This is a genomic window from Sandaracinobacter sp. (genome assembly GCF_041909755.1).
Classification (GTDB): Bacteria; Pseudomonadota; Alphaproteobacteria; order Sphingomonadales; family Sphingomonadaceae; genus Sandaracinobacteroides.
In genome coordinates, this window is sequence record NZ_JAYRCW010000005.1 from 1 (window position 1) to 17,722 (window position 17,722).

Annotated in this window: 12 protein-coding genes and 1 pseudogene; 3 read left to right on the forward strand and 10 right to left on the reverse strand. The window is 69.3% G+C overall.

Annotation, left to right across the window (positions count from 1 at the left end):
• The 7 genes and pseudogenes from ACE3O8_RS01515 to ACE3O8_RS01545 form a co-directional block, all read right to left on the reverse strand.
• A partial coding sequence (locus ACE3O8_RS01515) for a hydantoinase/oxoprolinase family protein (RefSeq protein ID WP_374386044.1) occupies positions 1-2,669 on the reverse strand: 2,669 nt, incomplete at its 3' end.
• 47 nt (positions 2,670-2,716) lie between these two features.
• Complete coding sequence (locus ACE3O8_RS01520) at positions 2,717-3,919, reverse strand: acyl-CoA dehydrogenase family protein (protein WP_374386045.1); 1,203 nt, start codon at positions 3,917-3,919, stop codon at positions 2,717-2,719.
• 4 nt (positions 3,920-3,923) lie between these two features.
• Positions 3,924-5,033 carry an acyl-CoA dehydrogenase family protein gene (locus ACE3O8_RS01525; protein ID WP_374386046.1) on the reverse strand — a complete coding sequence of 370 codons (1,110 nt, stop codon included), beginning with the start codon at positions 5,031-5,033 and terminating at the stop codon, positions 3,924-3,926.
• 83 nt (positions 5,034-5,116) lie between these two features.
• A pseudogene (locus tag ACE3O8_RS01530) lies at positions 5,117-6,616 on the reverse strand (aldehyde dehydrogenase family protein).
• A 68-nt stretch (positions 6,617-6,684) separates the two neighbouring features.
• Positions 6,685-7,869, reverse strand: a complete 1,185-nt coding sequence (locus ACE3O8_RS01535) for an acyl-CoA dehydrogenase family protein (protein ID WP_374386048.1) — start codon at positions 7,867-7,869, stop codon at positions 6,685-6,687.
• Positions 7,869-9,449 (reverse strand): fatty acid--CoA ligase, encoded by a 1,581-nt coding sequence (locus ACE3O8_RS01540; RefSeq protein ID WP_374386050.1) that lies wholly within the window; start codon positions 9,447-9,449, stop codon positions 7,869-7,871. The genes ACE3O8_RS01535 and ACE3O8_RS01540 overlap by 1 nt, the downstream gene beginning before the upstream one ends.
• 151 nt (positions 9,450-9,600) lie before the next feature.
• On the reverse strand, positions 9,601-12,063 hold the full coding sequence (locus tag ACE3O8_RS01545; RefSeq protein ID WP_374386052.1) for a TonB-dependent receptor: 2,463 nt from the start codon (positions 12,061-12,063) through the stop codon (positions 9,601-9,603).
• Between the two features lie 140 nt (positions 12,064-12,203).
• Here ACE3O8_RS01545 and ACE3O8_RS01550 point away from each other — a divergent pair, with 140 nt between their 5' ends.
• Complete coding sequence (locus ACE3O8_RS01550) at positions 12,204-12,914, forward strand: TetR family transcriptional regulator (protein ID WP_374386054.1); 711 nt, start codon at positions 12,204-12,206, stop codon at positions 12,912-12,914.
• On the opposite strand, the gene ACE3O8_RS01555 is transcribed toward ACE3O8_RS01550, so the two are convergent.
• Positions 12,911-13,579 (reverse strand): TetR/AcrR family transcriptional regulator, encoded by a 669-nt coding sequence (locus tag ACE3O8_RS01555; protein WP_374386056.1) that lies wholly within the window; start codon positions 13,577-13,579, stop codon positions 12,911-12,913. The genes ACE3O8_RS01550 and ACE3O8_RS01555 overlap by 4 nt on opposite strands.
• Before the next feature lie 203 nt (positions 13,580-13,782).
• Here ACE3O8_RS01555 and ACE3O8_RS01560 point away from each other — a divergent pair, with 203 nt between their 5' ends.
• The gene (locus tag ACE3O8_RS01560; RefSeq protein WP_374386058.1) at positions 13,783-14,583 is read left to right on the forward strand and encodes an oxygenase MpaB family protein; all 801 of its coding nucleotides are present in this window, start codon (positions 13,783-13,785) and stop codon (positions 14,581-14,583) included.
• An 8-nt stretch (positions 14,584-14,591) separates the two neighbouring features.
• Here ACE3O8_RS01560 and ACE3O8_RS01565 read toward each other — a convergent pair whose 3' ends face one another.
• Entirely contained in the window at positions 14,592-15,008 is a 417-nt protein-coding gene (locus ACE3O8_RS01565) for a hypothetical protein (RefSeq protein ID WP_374386061.1), read from the reverse strand.
• Positions 15,009-15,156: 148 nt separating this feature from the next.
• Between ACE3O8_RS01565 and ACE3O8_RS01570 the strand changes: the two genes are divergently transcribed.
• The gene (locus ACE3O8_RS01570) at positions 15,157-16,488 is read left to right on the forward strand and encodes an amidase (protein ID WP_374386063.1); all 1,332 of its coding nucleotides are present in this window, start codon (positions 15,157-15,159) and stop codon (positions 16,486-16,488) included.
• 9 nt (positions 16,489-16,497) lie between these two features.
• On the opposite strand, the gene ACE3O8_RS01575 is transcribed toward ACE3O8_RS01570, so the two are convergent.
• On the reverse strand, positions 16,498-17,679 hold the full coding sequence (locus ACE3O8_RS01575) for a hypothetical protein (RefSeq protein ID WP_374386065.1): 1,182 nt from the start codon (positions 17,677-17,679) through the stop codon (positions 16,498-16,500).
• Between the last annotated feature and the right edge of the window lie 43 nt (positions 17,680-17,722).

The following is a 17,722-nucleotide window of genomic DNA, read 5'->3' on the forward strand; positions in this document are numbered from 1 at the left end:
CGCGCGCAGGCCGCGACCTGCGCCTTCAGATCGGCGATGTTCTGATCGATGTTGCGGGCCGGGAAGGGGCCGGATGCGAAGAGCGCCCGCGTCTCCGCCTCGCGCAGTTGCCCCGCCTCGACCAGCAGGAAATCGTCGATCAGCACCCCTTCCTCGGCCACCGTGCGCGAGGAGGCCGGCATCGAGCCGGGCGTGAGGCCGCCCACATCCGCATGATGGCCGCGCGCCGCCACGAAGAAGGCGGGCTCAGCATCCGCATCCAGGAACACCGGCATGATCACGGTGATGTCGGGCAGGTGGGTGCCGCCATTGTAGGGGGCGTTCAGCATATAGGCGTCGCCGCGCGCCATCCGCCCGCCGCGCGATGCGATCACCGTGCGAATGCTTTCGCCCATCGAACCCAGATGCACCGGGATATGCGGCGCATTGGCGATCAGCGCCCCGGTCGCATCGAACAGGGCGCAGGAAAAATCCAGCCTCTCCTTGATGTTGACCGAATGGGCGGTGGCGCACAGCGCTTCGCCCATCTGTTCCGCGCAGGCCATGAAGCGGCTGTTGAACAGCTCCAGCAGGATGGGATCGACATCTGTTCCGGCGGCCGCGCGCGCTGGCAGCGGCACCACCCGGTCCAGCAGCAGGTTGGCGGCGGCATCGACGGCCGCGCGCCAGCCCGGCTCCACGATGGTGGTGCCGGTGTCCTCCAGCAGGATCGCGGGGCCGTCGATCGCATGGCCGGGTGTCATCGACGCGCGCCGGTAGACGGGCGCATCATGATCCGCCCCGGCCATCCGCACCGGCAGCCGCGTGACCGGCTGTGGCGCATCGCCGGGGTCCGCCGTTGCCGCCGACGGGGCCTGGCCGGACGGGGCGATCGCCTCCACCTCCAGCGTTTCCACCACCAGCGGCTTGTCGGCCGCGAAGAAGCCGAAGCGGCGGCGGTGCTGGTCCTCGAAGTCGGCGGCCATCCGGGCCGCCGGGCCGAACGCCACCGTCAGCGGCGTGTCCGATCCGGCGAACTTCACCTCCGCGCGGGCGACGGCCTTCAGCGCCGACGCATCGAACCCCTGGGCAACAAGGTCGGCACGCGCCGCCGCGTCGAGCCGGGCAACCTCGACGGCGAGTTCCGCGTCTGCCTGAGGGTCGAGCGGGCGCGCGACCGTCTGCTGGCGGATGCAGCGGACCTCTGCCAGCCCCATGCCCCAGGCCGACAGCACGCCGGCGAACGGATGCAGCAGCACCTTGGTCATGCCCAGCGCATCCGCGACGAGGCAGGCGTGCTGCCCGGCCGCGCCGCCGAAGCAGTTGAGGATGTAGCGCGTGACATCATGGCCGCGCTGGATGGAAATGGCGCGGATCGCCTCTGCCATGTGCTGAACGGCGATGCTGACGAAGCCTTCGGCCAGCTCGGCGGGCGTCACGGCCCGCCCGGTTGCCGCTGCCACTTCGGCCGCCATGGCCTCGAACCGGGCGCTGACGATCCCGGCGTCCAGCGGCTGATCCGCCCCCGGGCCGAACACCGCCGGGAAGAACTCCGGGCTGAGTTTCCCCAGCATGACGTTGCAGTCCGTCACTGTCAGCGGGCCGCCCCGGCGATAGGCGGCCGGGCCGGGCACGGCGCCCGCCGATTGAGGCCCCACGCGCAGGCGGCCGCCATCGAAGCGGCAGATGGAGCCGCCGCCGGCCGCCACCGTGTGGATCGACAGCATCGGCGCCCTCAGCCGCACGCCCGCCACGACCGAATCCGAGGTCCGTTCGTAATCGCCTGAGAATTGGGAGACATCGGTGGAGGTGCCGCCCATGTCGAAGCCGATGGCGCGGTCGAACCCGGCCGCCTTCGCCGTTTCCGCCATGGCGACGACGCCACCCGCAGGCCCGGACAGGATCGCATCCTTGCCCCGGAAGGCGCGCGCCTCGGTTAGCCCGCCGGACGATTGCATGAATGTCAGCGACGTCGCCGCCCCCAGTTCGCCGGCGACGCGATCCACATAGGCGGCGAGGATGGGGGACAGATAGGCATCGGCAACGGTGGTGTCGCCGCGCCCGACAAGCTTGATGAGCGCGCCCACCTGGTGGCTGACGGAGACCTGCGTGAACCCCGCCTCCTGCGCCAGCCGGGCCAGCCGCAGTTCATGCGCCGGGAAGCGCCAGCCGTGCATCAGAACGATGGCGATGGCGCGATAGCCCTGCGCGCGGGCGGCGGCGAAGGCGGCGCGGGCCGCCGCCTCGTCCAGCGGCCGGTCGAGCGTGCCATCCGCCCGCACCCGTTCATCCACTTCGATCACATGGTCGTGCAGCTGGCTGTTCAGGCGGATGTGCCGGGCGAACAGCTCGGGCCGGGCCTGCCAGCCGATCCGCAGCGCGTCGCCGAAGCCGCGCGTGATCGCCAGCACCGTCGGCTCGCCCTTGCGTTCCAGCAGGGCGTTGGTGGCGACCGTGGTGCCCATGCGCACGTCATGGACGAGGCCCGGCGGCAGCGGTCCGCCGCCGATGCCCAGCAGGCGGCGGATGCCCTCCACGGCGGCATCGGCATAGCGCTCGGGGTTTTCCGACAGCAGCTTCAGCGTGTGCAGGCGGCCATCGGGCGCACGGGCGACAAGGTCGGTGAAGGTGCCGCCCCGGTCGATCCAGAACCGCCACCCATCCCCCGCGCGAGACCCGTCTTCACCCATCGCCCCCTGCTAGGCAGGCGGCGTGCCGGTGTCGAGAGGCGCGTTCGTCAGCCGCTCTTCACCTCGCGGAAGGGCATTTCGCGGTCGATCTCCGGCTCCTTGGGAAGGCCCAGCACCCGCTCCCCGATGATATTGCGCTGGATCTGATCCGTTCCGCCGCCGATGGAGGTGAAATAGGCGTTCAGGCTCAGGAAGTTGGCGTCCTCGGCCCGGGGGTGGTCCGGCCCCTCCAGCAGGCTTTCCGCCCCCAGCATCTGCGTGCGCAGCCGGGCTTCCTGGTGCAGGATACGGCTCATCGCCAGCTTGCCGAGCGACATGATCGGCGACGAGGTGCCGCGCTTCAGATCGGCCTTGGCGCGGGCGTTGTTCAGCCGGTTCAGGATTTTCCACGCGGTCACCTGCGCGATATCCTGGCGCATCAGCGGATCGTCCAGCACGCCCGCCTCCCGCGCGAGTTCCACCAGCGCGCCGTCGCCCTTCGGCCCGGCCTTGCCGCTGCGGGGGCCGCGCGCGGCGTCGCCCATCACCGACCGTTCATAGGCCAGCGCCGTCTGCAGCACGCCCCAGCCGCCGTTCAGCGGGCCAAGCAGGTTCGCGGCTGGAACGAAGGCGTCGGTGATGAACACCTCGTTGAAATGCGCCTCATCGGTGATCTGCCGCAGCGGCCGCACCTCCACGCCGGGCTGCTTCATCGGCAGGAAGAAGAAGCTGATGCCCTTGTGCTTGGGGGCGTCCCAGTCGGTGCGGGCAATCAGCATGCCATAGTCCGCCACCGCCGCGCCCGACGTCCACACCTTCTGGCCGTTCACGCGGAACCGGTCGCCGTCCGGCCCCTGCTCCCGGTCGGCGCGGGTGCGCACCGCGGCAAGATCGGATCCGGCGCCCGGTTCGGAATAAAGCAGGCACATGCCCACCGCGCCCGTCAGCAGCTTCGGGACGATCTCGTCCCGGAACTCTGGCGTGGCATGGGCCAGCGCCGTGTTCGCCCACAGATTGTGCTTGTCCTGCGCGGCGCCGGGGGCGCCGACGGCCGCGAACTCCTGTTCGATGATCCGCGCCTGCGCCGGCTTCAGGCCCAGGCCCCAGCGTTCCTTCGGCCAGGTGGGAACCGCATAGCCGGCGGCCAGCACCTGCTCCAGGAAGGGCTGATAGGGGCTGCGACCGAAGCTTTCGGCCTTCACCTTGCGGCCGGGATCCCAGTTGGCTTCAAGCCAGGCGCGGACTTCGGCTGCCAGTTGCTCATCGGTCATGGCGTCAGCCCCCCAGTTGCCGGATGAAGCGCTCGCGCATGGCAGCCGGGGTGCCCAGCAGCTGGGCGTCGGCGCGCGCGCGGCGCAGATAGAGGTGGGCGGGATGCACCCAGGTGAAGGCGATGCCGCCGTGCATCTGCACCGCATCCGCCGTGGTGCGGACATAGGCGTCGGCGCAGGCGAAGGCAGCAAGGCTGACGGCCTGCGGCGCGTCCTCCGCGCCGTCTGCCAGCGCCTGCGCGGCGTGGCGGGCGGCCGAAATCGCGGATTCGGTTTCCAGCAGCAGGTCCGCCGCCATGTGCTTGATCGCCTGGAAGCTGCCGATGGCGCGGCCGAACTGGTGGCGGGCGCGGGCATAATCGGTCGTGAACTCGAACACCCGGCGCGCGCCGCCGGCCTGTTCCCCCGCCAGCGCCACGCGGCCGAGATCCAGCGCCTGTTCCACCAGCGCCCAGCAGTCCCCCTCGGGCGAGAGGCGCACGGCCTCCACCCCGGCGAAGTCGAGATCCGACATCTGCATCGTGCGGTCGAAGGCGGGCAGCCGGGTCTGCGCCAGCCCGGCTGCATCGGGGGCGACTTCGAACAGGGCGATGCCGTCTGCGGTGCCGGCGACGACGAGCAGCAGGTTCGCGACCGCCGCGTGCAGAACGAAGGCCGCCTTGCCGTCCAGTTGCCAGCCGTTGCCGCGGGGCGAGGCGCTGACCGCGACGCTGTCGGCCGTCCATTTCGCGGCCGGGCCTGTCAGCGCGACGGCCGGGATGGTGGAGCCGTCGGCGATCCCCGGCAGCAGGCGGGCGGCGACGCTGTCCTCCAGCGCCGAGACGAGGCCGGTGGCGATCACCGACGAGAGAATGGGGCTGGGGCAAAGCGCCGCGCCCAGTTCCTCCATCGCGCGCTCCAGCACGGCGGGCCCCGCCCCCAGGCCGCCGTGCGCCGGATCGACCAGCAGCCCCGGCACCCCCATGTCGGACAGCTGCCGCCACAGACCGGCATCATGGCTGTCGGCCGTCTCCATCAGGCGGCGGACGTCTGCTTCAGTGCAGCGATCGGCCAGCAGCCGACGCAGCGAGTCGAGGAAGGCCTCCAGCTCATCGGCGGAGAGGCGGGTTGTCATGCGATGCTCCCGGCGTTGAAGATGCCGTTCCATCGCCGCCGCCGCCGCCGGGGCCAAGCTATGCAAATTCGCGTGTCGGCCGCTCAGATGTCGAAGCGGACGCCTTGCGCCAGCGGGGCCTCGTTCGAATAGTTGATCGTGTTGGTCGCGCGCCGCATGTAGGCGCGCCAGCTGTCCGAGCCGGATTCCCGACCGCCGCCGGTTTCCTTCTCTCCCCCGAAGGCGCCGCCGATTTCGGCGCCCGACGTCGCGATGTTCACATTCGCGATCCCGCAATCGGACCCGGCCGCCGACAGGAAGCGTTCGGCTTCGCGCAGGTCCGTCGTGAAGATCGAGGAGGAGAGGCCGGGCCCGACGCCGTTGTTGAGCGCGATGGCCTCGTCGAGCGTGGTGTAGCCGACGACATAGAGGATGGGCGCAAAGGTTTCCGCCAGCATGGGGCCGCGCTGCGCCGGCATTTCCACCAGCGCCGGGCGGCGATAGGCGCCGCCGCCGAAATCGACCACCTCGCCGCCATGGACGGTGCCGCCGGCCGCGCGGGCGGCCTCCAGCGCCGCCGTCATCCCGGCCGACGCGTCGGCGTCGATCAGCGGGCCGACGAGGGTGCCGGGGGCAAGCGGGTCGCCGACCGTGGCGCTGGCTCACACTGCCTTCAGACGCGCCAGCAGCCCGTCCTTCACGCTGTCGTGCACGATCAGCCGCCTGAGCGTGGTGCAGCGTTGCCCGGCGGTGCCCATGGCCGCGAAGGCGATGGCCTTCAGCGCCAGATCCCGATCGGCAGACGGGGTGACGATGAGGGCGTTGTTGCCGCCCAGTTCCAGCAGCGCGCGGGCGAACCGCTGCGCCAGCTTCGGCCCCACCGCCCGGCCCATCCGGGTGGACCCGGTGGCTGACACGAGGGCGATGCGCCCGTCCTCCACCAGCGCATTGCCAACCTCCGGCCCGCCGATCAGCAGCTGGCTGAGGTTCGGCACCGCCCCATCGAAGCGGGCGACGGCGCGGGCAAACACCGCCGCGACCGCCAGTGCCGTCAGCGGGGTCTTTTCCGATGGCTTCCAGATCACGGGATCGCCGCACACCAGCGCCAGCGCGGCGTTCCAGCACCAGACGGCGACGGGGAAGTTGAAGGCCGAGATCACGGCGACAGGCCCCAGCGGATGCCAGGTCTCCATCATGCGGTGGCCGGGGCGCTCGGTCGTCATCGTCAGGCCATAGAGCTGGCGCGACAGGCCAACCGCGAAGTCGCAGATGTCGATCATCTCCTGCACTTCGCCCAGCCCTTCGGACAGGATCTTGCCCGCCTCCAGCGTGACCAGCCGGCCCAGCGGCTCTTTCGCGCGGCGCAATTCCTCTCCGAACAGGCGCACCAGTTCACCCCGCTTCGGGCCGGGCACCAGCCGCCAGCTGCGGAATGCCTCTGCCGAGGCGGCGATCGCGGCTTCGATGTCGGCGCCGGTCGCGGGCGTGACATGGCCGATCAGCGCCCCATCGACGGGGGAGTGGCACGCGAGGCCGGAGGCCGACAGGGCGACGCCCAGCCCGGACAGGATGTCGAGCGCCTGACGGGCGGGGGTGGCGGGCATGGGCAGTCCTTTCGGCTGGCGGGGCGCCCGCTGTTTGCCGATCAGGCCATGGCCGTCAACCGGCCGGTCTAGAGGCCGAGCACGATCTTCGCGATCAGGTTGCGCTGGATCTCGTTGGAACCGCCATAGATCGTCGCGGCGCGGTTGTTGAAATAGCGCGGCATCGCGGTGAGCGAATGTTCCGGCCCCACATAGGGCAGCTGGCTCATCGGCTGGCGCGCCGCCGTCTGCTCGACGCTGCCGTAGAGGCCGGCCGCCTCGATCCCCAGTTCGTCGATCTTCTGCATCGCTTCCGTCGACTGGATCTTCAGCAGCGAGGAGAGCGGGCCGGGGTTCTTGCCGCCCGTCAGCGCGGACAGGATCAGCTGTTCCGTCATTTCGATGGCGGACAGGTTCGCCTCGGCCTCCAGCATGCGGCGGCGATAGGCGGGATCGGCCAGCACGCCCTCGGCGCGGGCCTGTTCGCGCACGCGGCCCAGGCCCACCTTCAGCCCGGCAGAGGCGCGGCCGCCGCGTTCGAATTCCAGCAGATATTTGGCGACCGTCCAGCCGTCATTCTCGCGGCCGACACGGTTCGCCTGCGGCACGCGGACATCATCGAAGAACACTTCATTGAGGTCGTGATCGCCCGACAGCGACAGGATCGGGCGCACGGTGATGCCGGGCGTTTCCATGTCGATCAGCAGGAAGGTGATGCCCTCCTGCGGCTTTCCGGCGGTGCTGGTGCGCACCAGGCAGAAGATGCGGTTGGCGAAATGGGCATGCGTCGTCCAGATCTTGGAGCCGTTCAGCACATAATCGTCGCCGTCCGGCACGGCGGCCATGCGCAGCGAGGCGAGATCGGAGCCGGAACCCGGTTCCGAATAGCCCTGGCACCAGAAATCCTCGCCCGACAGCAGCCGGGGCAGGTAATGCGCCTTCTGCTCGGGGGTGCCATAGTGCATCAGCACCGGCCCCACCATCTTCAGCCCCTGCGGCGCCAGCGCCGGGGCCGAGGCCAGCGCGCATTCGCTGGCGAAGATGTAGCGCTGCGTTTCCGTCCAGCCGGTGCCGCCATGTTCCACCGGCCAGTCGGGCGCGACCCAGCCCTTTTCGTGCAGGATCTTCTGCCAGGCGATCGACCAGGGCTTGTCGATGAACACCGATGTCATGCGCGCGCCCGCTTCGCGCAGTTCCGGCGTCAGCCGTTCCTTCAGGAAGCTGCGGACCTCCTCGCGGAAGGCGAGATCGTCGGCCGAGAGCGCGAATTCCATCAGTTCACCTGCCGTGTCTTGCCGGCCCAATAGGGCGCGCGCAGTTCCCGCCTCAGGATCTTGCCCGACGCATTTCGCGGCAGCGCGGCGATCACGTCAATGCTCTTGGGCGCCTTGAAGGCGGCGATGCGGCTGCGGGCGAAGGCGATGATCTCGTCCGGGTCGATGGTCATGCCCGGCTTTGGAACCACCACGGCCTTCACCGCCTCGCCCCACTTCTCGTCGGGCACGCCGATCACCGCCACTTCCGCGACCGCAGGGTGGCCATAGACGGCGCTTTCCACCTCGGCCGGATAGACATTCTCGCCGCCGGAGATGATCATGTCCTTCACCCGGTCATGGATGAAGAGATAGCCGTCCTCGTCCATGTAGCCGGCGTCGCCGGTGCGCAGCCAGCCGTCGCTGCCGATGGTCGAGGCGGTCGCCTCGTCCAGCTTCCAGTAGCCGGCCATGTTCGCATAGGAGCGGGTGGCGACTTCGCCTACCTCGCCGCGCGGCACCTCGTTGCCGTCGGCGTCCACCACCTTGATCTCCACGCCGGGCAGCGGCAGGCCCGCCGCGCGCATGCGCTGGTTGCCGGCCGGGTCATGATCCTCCGGCGGCAGATAGACGATGGTGCCGGTCGTCTCCGTCATCCCATATTGCTGGCAGAAGCCGCAGCCGAACACCTCCATGCATTCGCGCAGCAGGTCCAGCGGGATCGGGGAGGCGCCATACAGGATGTATTTCATCCGGCTGTAATCCACCTGCCGGGCGCGCGGCTGGCGCACCACGATCTGCAGGGCGGCGGGCACCATGAACATCTTCGAGACGCGGTCATGCTCGATATAGTCCAGCACCTTCAGCGGATCGAATTCCCGCGCGACGACGCCCTTGGCGCCGTTGACGAGGCCGACGAGGCCCCAGCCGGTGCCGCCGATATGGGCGACCGGCATCGCGACGAGGCTGATGTCGTCAGGCCCCCAGTCGTTCCAGGGCATCGGGTTCGCCATGCTGATCTTGCGCCCCGACAGCAGGTTGTCGTGGGTGAGCATCGCGCCCTTGGGCTTGCCGGTGGTGCCGGACGTATAGAGCTGGATCGTCACGTCGGACGGCTTCACCGTGACGGCCGGTTCGGTCGCGGGCTGCGCGTCGCGCCAGGCTTCATAGGCCGGCCAGTCCGTGCCTGCCTCCATGGCGATGATGCGGCGGCCGCCCGCCAGCTCGGCATTGGCTTTCACGGCCTCCACCATCTCGCCGCCGACGAACAGGATCTTCGCCTCGGCATTGTCCGCGATGAAGGCGATTTCCGGGCCGGCCAGCCGCCAGCCGATCGGCACCATCACCACGCCGGCCTTGGCCGCACCCAGCAGCAGCTCGAAATAATGATCGCTGTTCTTGCCGACATATGCGATGCGATCGCCCTGTTTCACGCCCGAGGCCAGAAGCGCGTTGGCGACCTGGCTGGCATGAGCGTCGAGCGCGGCGAAACTGGTGGAGCGCCCTTCGAACTCGAAGGCGATCGCGTCCGGCCGCTCCCCGGCGTGGACCCGCGTCACATCGCCGAGCGTTTGCATCCGTTCGAAATTCACCGTCGTCATCCCGTCACTCTCCCCTTGGCCCGTCGCCGGCCCGCCATCCCGGATATCGAATCTCCCCGGCCTGATTGTCGCAGTTCGGGCGTTTCGCCTCCTGTTCTTTCGCAGGGGTTGGCCCCGGACAGCGTGAACGCTGCCCGGGGCGGCCTGGGGTTCAGAAGTTGAACTTGCCGGTCAGCCCGAAGGTGCGCGGCCGGCCCGGGAAGCGGACAGCGACGTTGGCGTTGGTCGCGCCCGACACCCAGTAATATTTGTCGAGCAGGTTCTGCCCCCACAGCGACACTTCCCAGCCCTTCTGGCTGTAGAGCGCGAGGCTGCCGTTCAGCAGGCCATAGGCGCGCATGTCGAGGATGTCGCTGGGCTGCAGCGCATTCTTGGACGAGCTCTGGTAACGGCCGTTGAGGATCGCCCGGAAGCCCAGGTCCTGCCCGATCTCGCTGTCCCACATCAGGCTGGCGGCGCCCGACCATTCGGGGCTCAGCGGGAAGGTGTAGCCGTCATAATCCAGCGGCTTGCCGGCGGCGTCGATGCCCTGGAAGCCCTGGATCTCCGTCTGCAGCCAGGTGCCGGCGACCGTGGCGGTCAGTTCGGGGATGATCGACCAGGTGATGTCGCCGTCGATGCCGTAGGCGCGCGACTTCGGCACGTTATCGAGGCGCAGCAGCGTGGTGTAGATCGGATCGGCGAAATAGATCGACAGCTGCTTGTCGCGATAGTCGTAATAGAAGCCGGTCAGGTTGACGTTCAGCTTGCGGTCGGCAAGGCCCGCCTTCACGCCCAGTTCGTAGGAGGTCAGCTGCTCCTGCGTGGCCGGGAAGTTCTGGGTGGAGATGTTGGCGGCGTTCACCGGCGTCGAGCCGGACTTGTAGCCGCGCGTCACCGAGGCGAACAGCAGCGTGTCGTCGTTCACCTCATAGCCGAGCGCCACGCGCCAGGCGACATTGTCCTCGCTCATGTAGGTCTTCACCGGCCCGAACGTGCCCGAGGGCGGATCGAAGGTGTTGCACTGGTTCATCTGGATCGGCGCCGTCAGCGTGCCATAGACCTGATAGAAGAAGGCGCGGTTGAACAGGTTCACGTTTGGCAGCATGCTGCCGTCGAGGTCGCGCGAGCAGCCCTCGTAGTTCTGCATGTCGCGGGTATAGCGGATGCCGGTGGTGAGGGTCAGCGCCTCGGCCAGGTCCCAGTCGGCGCTGGCGAACAGGCTCATCGTCTCGATGTCGAAGGTCGCCTCGTCCTTGTAGGTGCGGAACGACTGCATCACGTCGGTGACGGTGAAGCCCTGCGAGTTGAACGGCGAGTTCAGCAGCCCCAGTTGCAGGATCGTCGCCCGGATGGCGCCGACATTGGCGTTCTGGCCCAGCAGCGTCTGGTTGGTATCCAGCACCTTGTCGTTGGCGTAATAGCCGCCGACGACCCAGTCGGCCGGGCCTGTCGTGCCCTGGAAGCGCAGTTCCTGCGACAGCGATTCGACGCGGCCATAGGTATCCTGCAGCAGGATCTCGAACGGCGCGCCGCTCCAGTCCACGACGGCATTGCGCGTCACCTTGTTATAGCCCGTCAGCGAGATGAAGCTGATGTCGCTGGTGATCTCGGCCTCCACCAGGCCGCGCAGGCCGATGAAGCTGCTGTCCTCGCGCTGCGGGTCGCTGATGCCGGCGCCGCGGCCGATATCGGGCGAGCGCACGGAATAGGGCGCCCAGTCGGCATAGCGGGCGTTCCAGCTGTCCTTGTTGGCGGAAATGAAGGCCGGCAGTCCGGGCGCATTGAAGAGCGAGAAGAGGGTGCCGTTGGCCGGATCGGTGTTGGGCGTATAGCCGACGCCCTGCCCCGCCAGCGTGTCCGACTTGTTCTTCCAGTAGTTGGCGGTCAGTTCGATGTGCAGGCCGTCGACCGGCTCGGCGGCGAAGGTGCCGCGCAGGCCATAGCGGTGGGTTTCGCCCAGCGATTCCTCGGGCCGGGTGCGGCTGCGCTGCCAGCCCTGGTAGCTGTCTTCCGTGCGGAAGGCGATGCGGAAGGCCGCGCGGTCGCCAAGCGGCACGTTCACATGCCCTTCGGTGTTCAGCATCTGATAGCTGCCCACTTCCACCGCGATGCCGGCCGAGAACTCGTCCTTCGGCTTGTTGGTGATGAAGTTGACGAGACCGGCCGTGGTGTTGCGGCCATAGAGCGTGCCCTGCGGGCCCTTCAGCGCCTCCACCCGTTCCAGATCGAACATCGGGCCGGAGTTCATGAACGGATAGGCCAGCGCCACTTCATCGACATAGGTGCCGACGGTGGAGGTGGACGACAGGTTGATGGTGTTGAAGCCGATCCCACGCAGCGTGTAGATCGGGATGCCCTGATAGCCCTGCGAGACATTGAGGCTGGGCACCACCATCTGCAGATCGGCGGTGGAGCGGATGTTCATCTGCTCCAGCGTGTCGCCGTTGAAGGCCTGGACGGCCACCGGAACATCGGACAGCGCCTGCGCCCGGCGCTGCGCGGTGACCACGATGTCGGCGATGCCGGCGTCGTCCTCTGCCGCGGTGGCATCCTGCGCCAGCGCGGGCGCGGCAGTCAGCGAAGTCGCAAGGGCAGTGCACAGCAGCAGCGGCACGCGGTGGAATTGGCGCATTTCATCTCTCCCCAAGGCTTGTTGCCCGGCTTCCAAGCAGACTATCGCCTGACAGGTTATTATCAATCCTGATAGTGAATAGGAATGCAGCGACGAACCGGGCATTGCATTCGCCGCCGCGATGGCCACTATGCGCGGCCATGAGCACAGCCCATTTCAGGGGCCATTCCGCAAGGCGCGGCCTTGCCGGGGCCGGGACGCCGGCCGGGACGGACCAGCCGCAGGCGCCGGAGCGCGCCGCGCGCGAGAACAGCCGCGAAGCCTTGCTGGATGCCGCGAGCGCGCTGATGCGCGAACTGGACACGACGGAGATCGGCATCGTGGACATCGCCGCGCGCGCGGGCGTGAACCATGCGATGATCCGCTATTTCTTCGGCAGCAAGGAAGGGTTGCTGATGGCGCTGCTGGACCGGGACGTTACCCGGCGGATCCGGCAGCTGGGCCGGCTGTTCCACCTGGACGTGACCCCGACAGAGCGGATGCGCATCCACCTGAGCGGCATCCTCGACACCTATTTCGCGATTCCCTATCTGAACCGGCTGATCCAGCAGATGGTGCGCGAAGCAGACCCGGCGCGGGTACGCCATATCGGGGAGGAACTGCTGCAGCCCATCGCCAATGCGCAGGCGCGCATCATCGAGGCGGGCGTCGCCAGTGGCGAGTTCCGGCCGGTGGACCCGAAGCTTTTCTACTTCAACACCATCGGCGCGGCAGACGGGCTCTATGCCAACCGCTTCACACTGTCTGCCGTGTTCGGGGGCCTGCCCAATGCCGATCCGCTGCTGCACGCCCGTTACAGGGCACACACGGTGGAAACGCTGATGAAGGGCCTGCTGGCGGACCCGGCCTAGGCCGGATCGGCCAGAATTCCGTCCAGCATCCGCCCGGCCAGCGCGGCGACCATCTGCCGGCGCGTTTCATCGACACCCTGCCAGCCGAGGATCGCCATGGTGACGGGGGCATGGGTGCTGTAGGCCGTGAGCGAGGCGAGCAACATCATCGCGGCCGCCCGCTCGGCCTCTCCGGCAGACGGCAGGCCGCGTGCGGCGGCGATCAGGTCCGCCACCAGCAGGATGCCGGGCTTCCACAGTTCGTTCAGAAGCAGCTCATAGCCGGGGCCGGGTTCGCTCAGTTCCCGCAGCACGAACGCGGTTTCCAGCTGCCCCGTCGCCGTTCCGGACATGCCGGCCACCAGCGATTCCAGGATGCGCTGCAACCAGCCGCGCGCACCGGCGCGGGACAGCCCCTCTGCATCCGCCGCGGTGCGGGCCGCCATCGCCAGCGGCAGCATATGGGCGCGATAGGCCTCGACAATGGCTTCGGCGCAGGCCCGGTGGAGGCCTTCCTTGTTGCCGAAATGGTAAGAGATCACCGGCAGCGTCACGCCGGCGCCCGATGCGATCATCCGTGTCGTCGCGCCCGACCAGCCCTCTTGCGCAAAGCAGCGCAGGCCGACGTCCAGAATGCGGGCGCGGGTGCCGTCTCGGCCGGGATCGCGGGGTTCGGGCATCGTCATGCGGGCCTGATAGCAGCAACAGGCTTGCCGCACAGCCTGTCATGCGATAATCCTATCACGCGATAGGATGGCGGACCTAACTGAATGCCCCGCCCGCGAATGAGAGGAGGCCGCCGGGCCGCACGGCCGCGGCGCTGAATTTCGATTTCACGAAGCCGGCGGGCGAAGCGGCGCTTCTGGCCCCCGATTCGATCCAGTGGCGGGTGTTCCGCAACCCGATCGCCATGGGCATCGGCGGGATCGCCGCCGTGCTGATGGAGTTCGCGGACGCCCGCATCCGCAGCGGCGTGTGGGATCACAGCGTCTACAAGGTGGATCCGATCGGCCGGTCCATGCGCACGGGCATGGCGGCGATGATCGGCGTCTATGGCCCGGCGCCCGCCGCCCGCAACCTGATCGCGGGCATCACCCGCATGCACGCAAAGGTGGGCGGCGAAACGCCCTCCGGCCAGAGCTATCGGGCGCTGGAGCCGGAGCTGCTGAACTGGGTGCATGCCACGGCCGCCTATGGCTTCCTCACCGCCTATTGCCGGTTCGTCAGGCCGCTGGACGAGGCCAGTCGCAACCGGTTCCTGGCCGAGGGGCGGCCCGTCGCCGAACTCTATGGCGTGACCGAGCCGGTCGAGACGGAGGCCCAGTTCGACCGGATGATGCGCAAACTGCTCCCCGGCTTCGAACCGCACCCCATCAACCTGGAATTCCTGGACATCATCCAGTCCGGCAAGGCGCAGCCGTCGCTGCCGAACTTCATCCACCGCGCGGTGGCGAGGGCCAGCGTTTCCATCCTGCCGCCGGAAGTCCGCGCCGTGCTGGAACTGGGCCGCGAATGGGATCTGACCTGGCGCGACCGGCTGATGCTGAAGGCCTTCGGACGGATGGCTGACCGCAAGCGCGATCCCCAGTCGCCCGCCTGGCAGGCGGCGATCCGGCTGGGCCTGCCAGGCGAATTCGCCTGGCTGCCGGACCGCGCGCAGCAGCGGATCCTGGCGAACCGGGCCGGATAGCCCGGCGATCAGTCGTCGACGGGTTCGGTCGCGGCCTTCACACCTTCGACCACGGTCTTCGCCGCGCCCACCACGTTCAGCCCCTGGGTGCAGCCGGTGATGCCGCCGGCACCTGCGGTCGAGCAGCTGCCGATGCCGGTGGCGGCCGTGCGGCCGCTGACGATGGCGGCCCGGTTGGCGGCCACCTGGTCCTCGCGGGCGATCTGGGCGGCCTTGTCGGCTTCGCGGATATCCTTGGGGATGCGGTAGCGCTCTTCCTCGGGGCGGCGGGCGCACACGATGATCTCGTCCGGATTGCTGGCCTTGGGGCAGGGATCCTCCCCGAACACCACCACCGTGCGCGAGCGATAGCCGCCGTCCTGCGCGGCAGCCGGGACGGCCGCGAGCGGGGCAGCCGCCAGTGCAAGTGCGAGGATCCAGCGCATCGGTCGTCCTTTCCAGCGAGGTGTCCGGCCAAGCAGACACCAGCGCCTATGAACCGGGGCTGACATCGGCGCAACCATCCCCCCTGCTTCTCCAGTTGACCGAACGGCCGCCCGGCCCGCACGAAGCGGAACGGAACAGACGGAGAGCATGGGGTTGGCAGCCGGAATCCACATGATGGGCGTGAACGCCCTGCGCGCAGCTTATGCTGATGGGCGGGTCAGCGTCGTGGCCGCCATCGATCACCACCTCGCCCGGATCGAGCGGTTCGATTCCGACCTCAGGGCCTTCACTTTCGTGGATGCGGCGGGCGCACGGGCCGCCGCGCAGGACAGCGCCGCCCGCTTCGAGGCCGGGACGGCACGGCCGCTGGAAGGCGTGCCCATCGCCATCAAGGGCAATATCGACGTGGCGGGCTGGCCGGTTTCCGCCGGCCTCAACGCCTGGCGGGACCGGCGCGCGCCCCGCGACGCCGCCGCCGTTTCACGCCTGAGGGCGGCCGGCGCGATCCTCATCGGCCTCACCAACCTGCACGAAGGCGCGCTGGGGGCGACAACGGACAACCCCTTCTTCGGGCAGACACAGAACCCCCATCGCCCCGGCCATACGCCGGGCGGATCCTCCGGCGGTTCGGCCGCAGCCGTCGCGGCCGGGCTGTGCACGGCGGCGCTGGGAACCGACACGCTGGGTTCGATCCGGATTCCGGCCAGCTATTGCGGCATTTCGGGCCTGAAGCCGGGGCCGGGCCGGGTGCCGCCCGACGGGCTGATCCCGCTGGTGCCCCGGTGGGACGTGATCGGCCCGCTGGGCCGGTCGGCGGCGGATTGCGCGGCGCTGTTCGCCGTGCTGGCGGACGGGCAGCCGTCGCCTGCCATGGCGCGGGTCGCGCGGCTGTCGGGCTGGCGCGGCGCAGAGGTTGATCCCGCCGTCGATGCTGCGGTGCGGCTGTCCGCCTCGCTGCTGGAAGGGTTGGGGATCGAGGTGCGCAGCCGCCATGCGGCCATCGATTTCGACCGCCTGCGGCTCGCCGGATTCCTGGAGGCTTCCATCGGCGCGCGCGATGCCTTCGGCACGGCGGCAGAGCAGGAGCCATCGGGCTTCTCCCCCGCGTTCCTCACCTATCTGCGCTTTGCGGGCGACATCGACCCATCGGCGCGGGCGCAGGGGCTGAAGGCGATCGAAACCGCCGCGACAGAGGTGCGCGCCCTGTTGCGGATGGCCGATGCCATCCTGCTGCCTGCGACGCCGCAGGCCGCCTTCCCGCACGGAGAGCATGGCCCGGCGACGCTGGCCGATTTCACCTCGCTCGCCAGTTTCGCGGGGCTGCCGGCGCTGGTGGTGCCTGCGGGGTGGACGGCCGACGGCCTGCCGCTGGGCGTGCAGCTGATCGGCCGCGACGGCGGGGAACCTGCGCTGCTGGATCTGGGCGCGCGGCTGGAAACCGCCCTGAACGCCTGGCGCCCTCCCGCCGCCTTTCGATAGGCGCCGCGCCTACCAGAACTGCTCGCAATTCGTCGGGCCGCGCGGGGGTGGCGCGCCATCCAGCCGCACGGTCGCCGTATAATGGCTCCAGGCGTTGGCGGTGGGCGCCGTCCGTTCATAGACCGTCAGATCGAAGGGCGGCCGGCCCGGAAAGGCGACCAGCCAGCTGCGTTCGCCCTCGCCCGCGCCCATTTTCTCGCAGCGGGTCAGCGTCAATTTCGCGCCGCGCGCGGCGAAGGCCTCCGGGATGTTCAGCGGCAGCATCTCGCCCACCTTCGTCCAGCCGACGCTTGCCTTTTCGGGCCGCCCCGCGCCTTCGACGACCATGGTGAAACCACCCAGCTGGCCGCTGGCAAGCTGCCCCTTTTCCGGCCGCGCCGCCCAGCGCACACCCTGCATCCGCTGGCGCAGGTCTGCCAGCGGGGGCGGCGCGCCGGGGCCGCCGGGACCGGCGCGCAGCAGCGCCTCTGCCACCTGCTGGCTGGCGGCGACGCGCCCCCACTCCTCGGCGCAGGCCGGATCGATCCAATCCGTCTTCGCGGGCCGATCGGCCAGATAGCGCTTGCGGCAGGCCGCCTTGAACCGCGCCTCGGCATCCGCCGCCACGGGCGGAACGGCGGCAGCAGGGGCGGGCTTGCCGCCGGCCGCCTGCGCCGGGGCAGCGGGCGGGGCGCCCGCTGCGACCGCAGTCCCCGTCGCCGGGCGGGCGGCAATCTTGCGGCCGTCAGTTGCCACCTCGTCGAAGCGGCTTGCGGCCGCGTTCCAGCGCAGCTCATCCCCGCAGCGCGCCGGGCCGCCGCAGGCCGGGCCGGACCGGGCGATCTGAAGCCGGGCCGGCTTCCCCGCCAGCACGCGATAGGCGATCACCCGGTCCGCAAAGGCGAGGCGGGCGTTGCCACCCTCCCCCACCCACAGCTCCAGCCGGGACGCGCCGTCGGGGCGGAACAGCGCCGGCTTGCCGACGCAGGGCATATTGCCTTCCGAAACGATGAAATCCGTCCGCCCGTCGCCGCTGAAATCGGCGGGGATCACGAAGCGGCCCTGCCCCGTCATGCTGCCCAGCGTTCCGCCCGCCTGCGCGCATCGCGCCACCAGTTCGTTCACGCGGGTCTTGATGGCCTCTGGCACGCCCGACTGCGCGCTGGCCGGTGCTGCAATCATCGCAGCCGCAAGCAGTGCCGGAATTCTCATCGGTCGCCCTCCTGACCACGCCGCCCGCGCCGGAGTTTGGCGG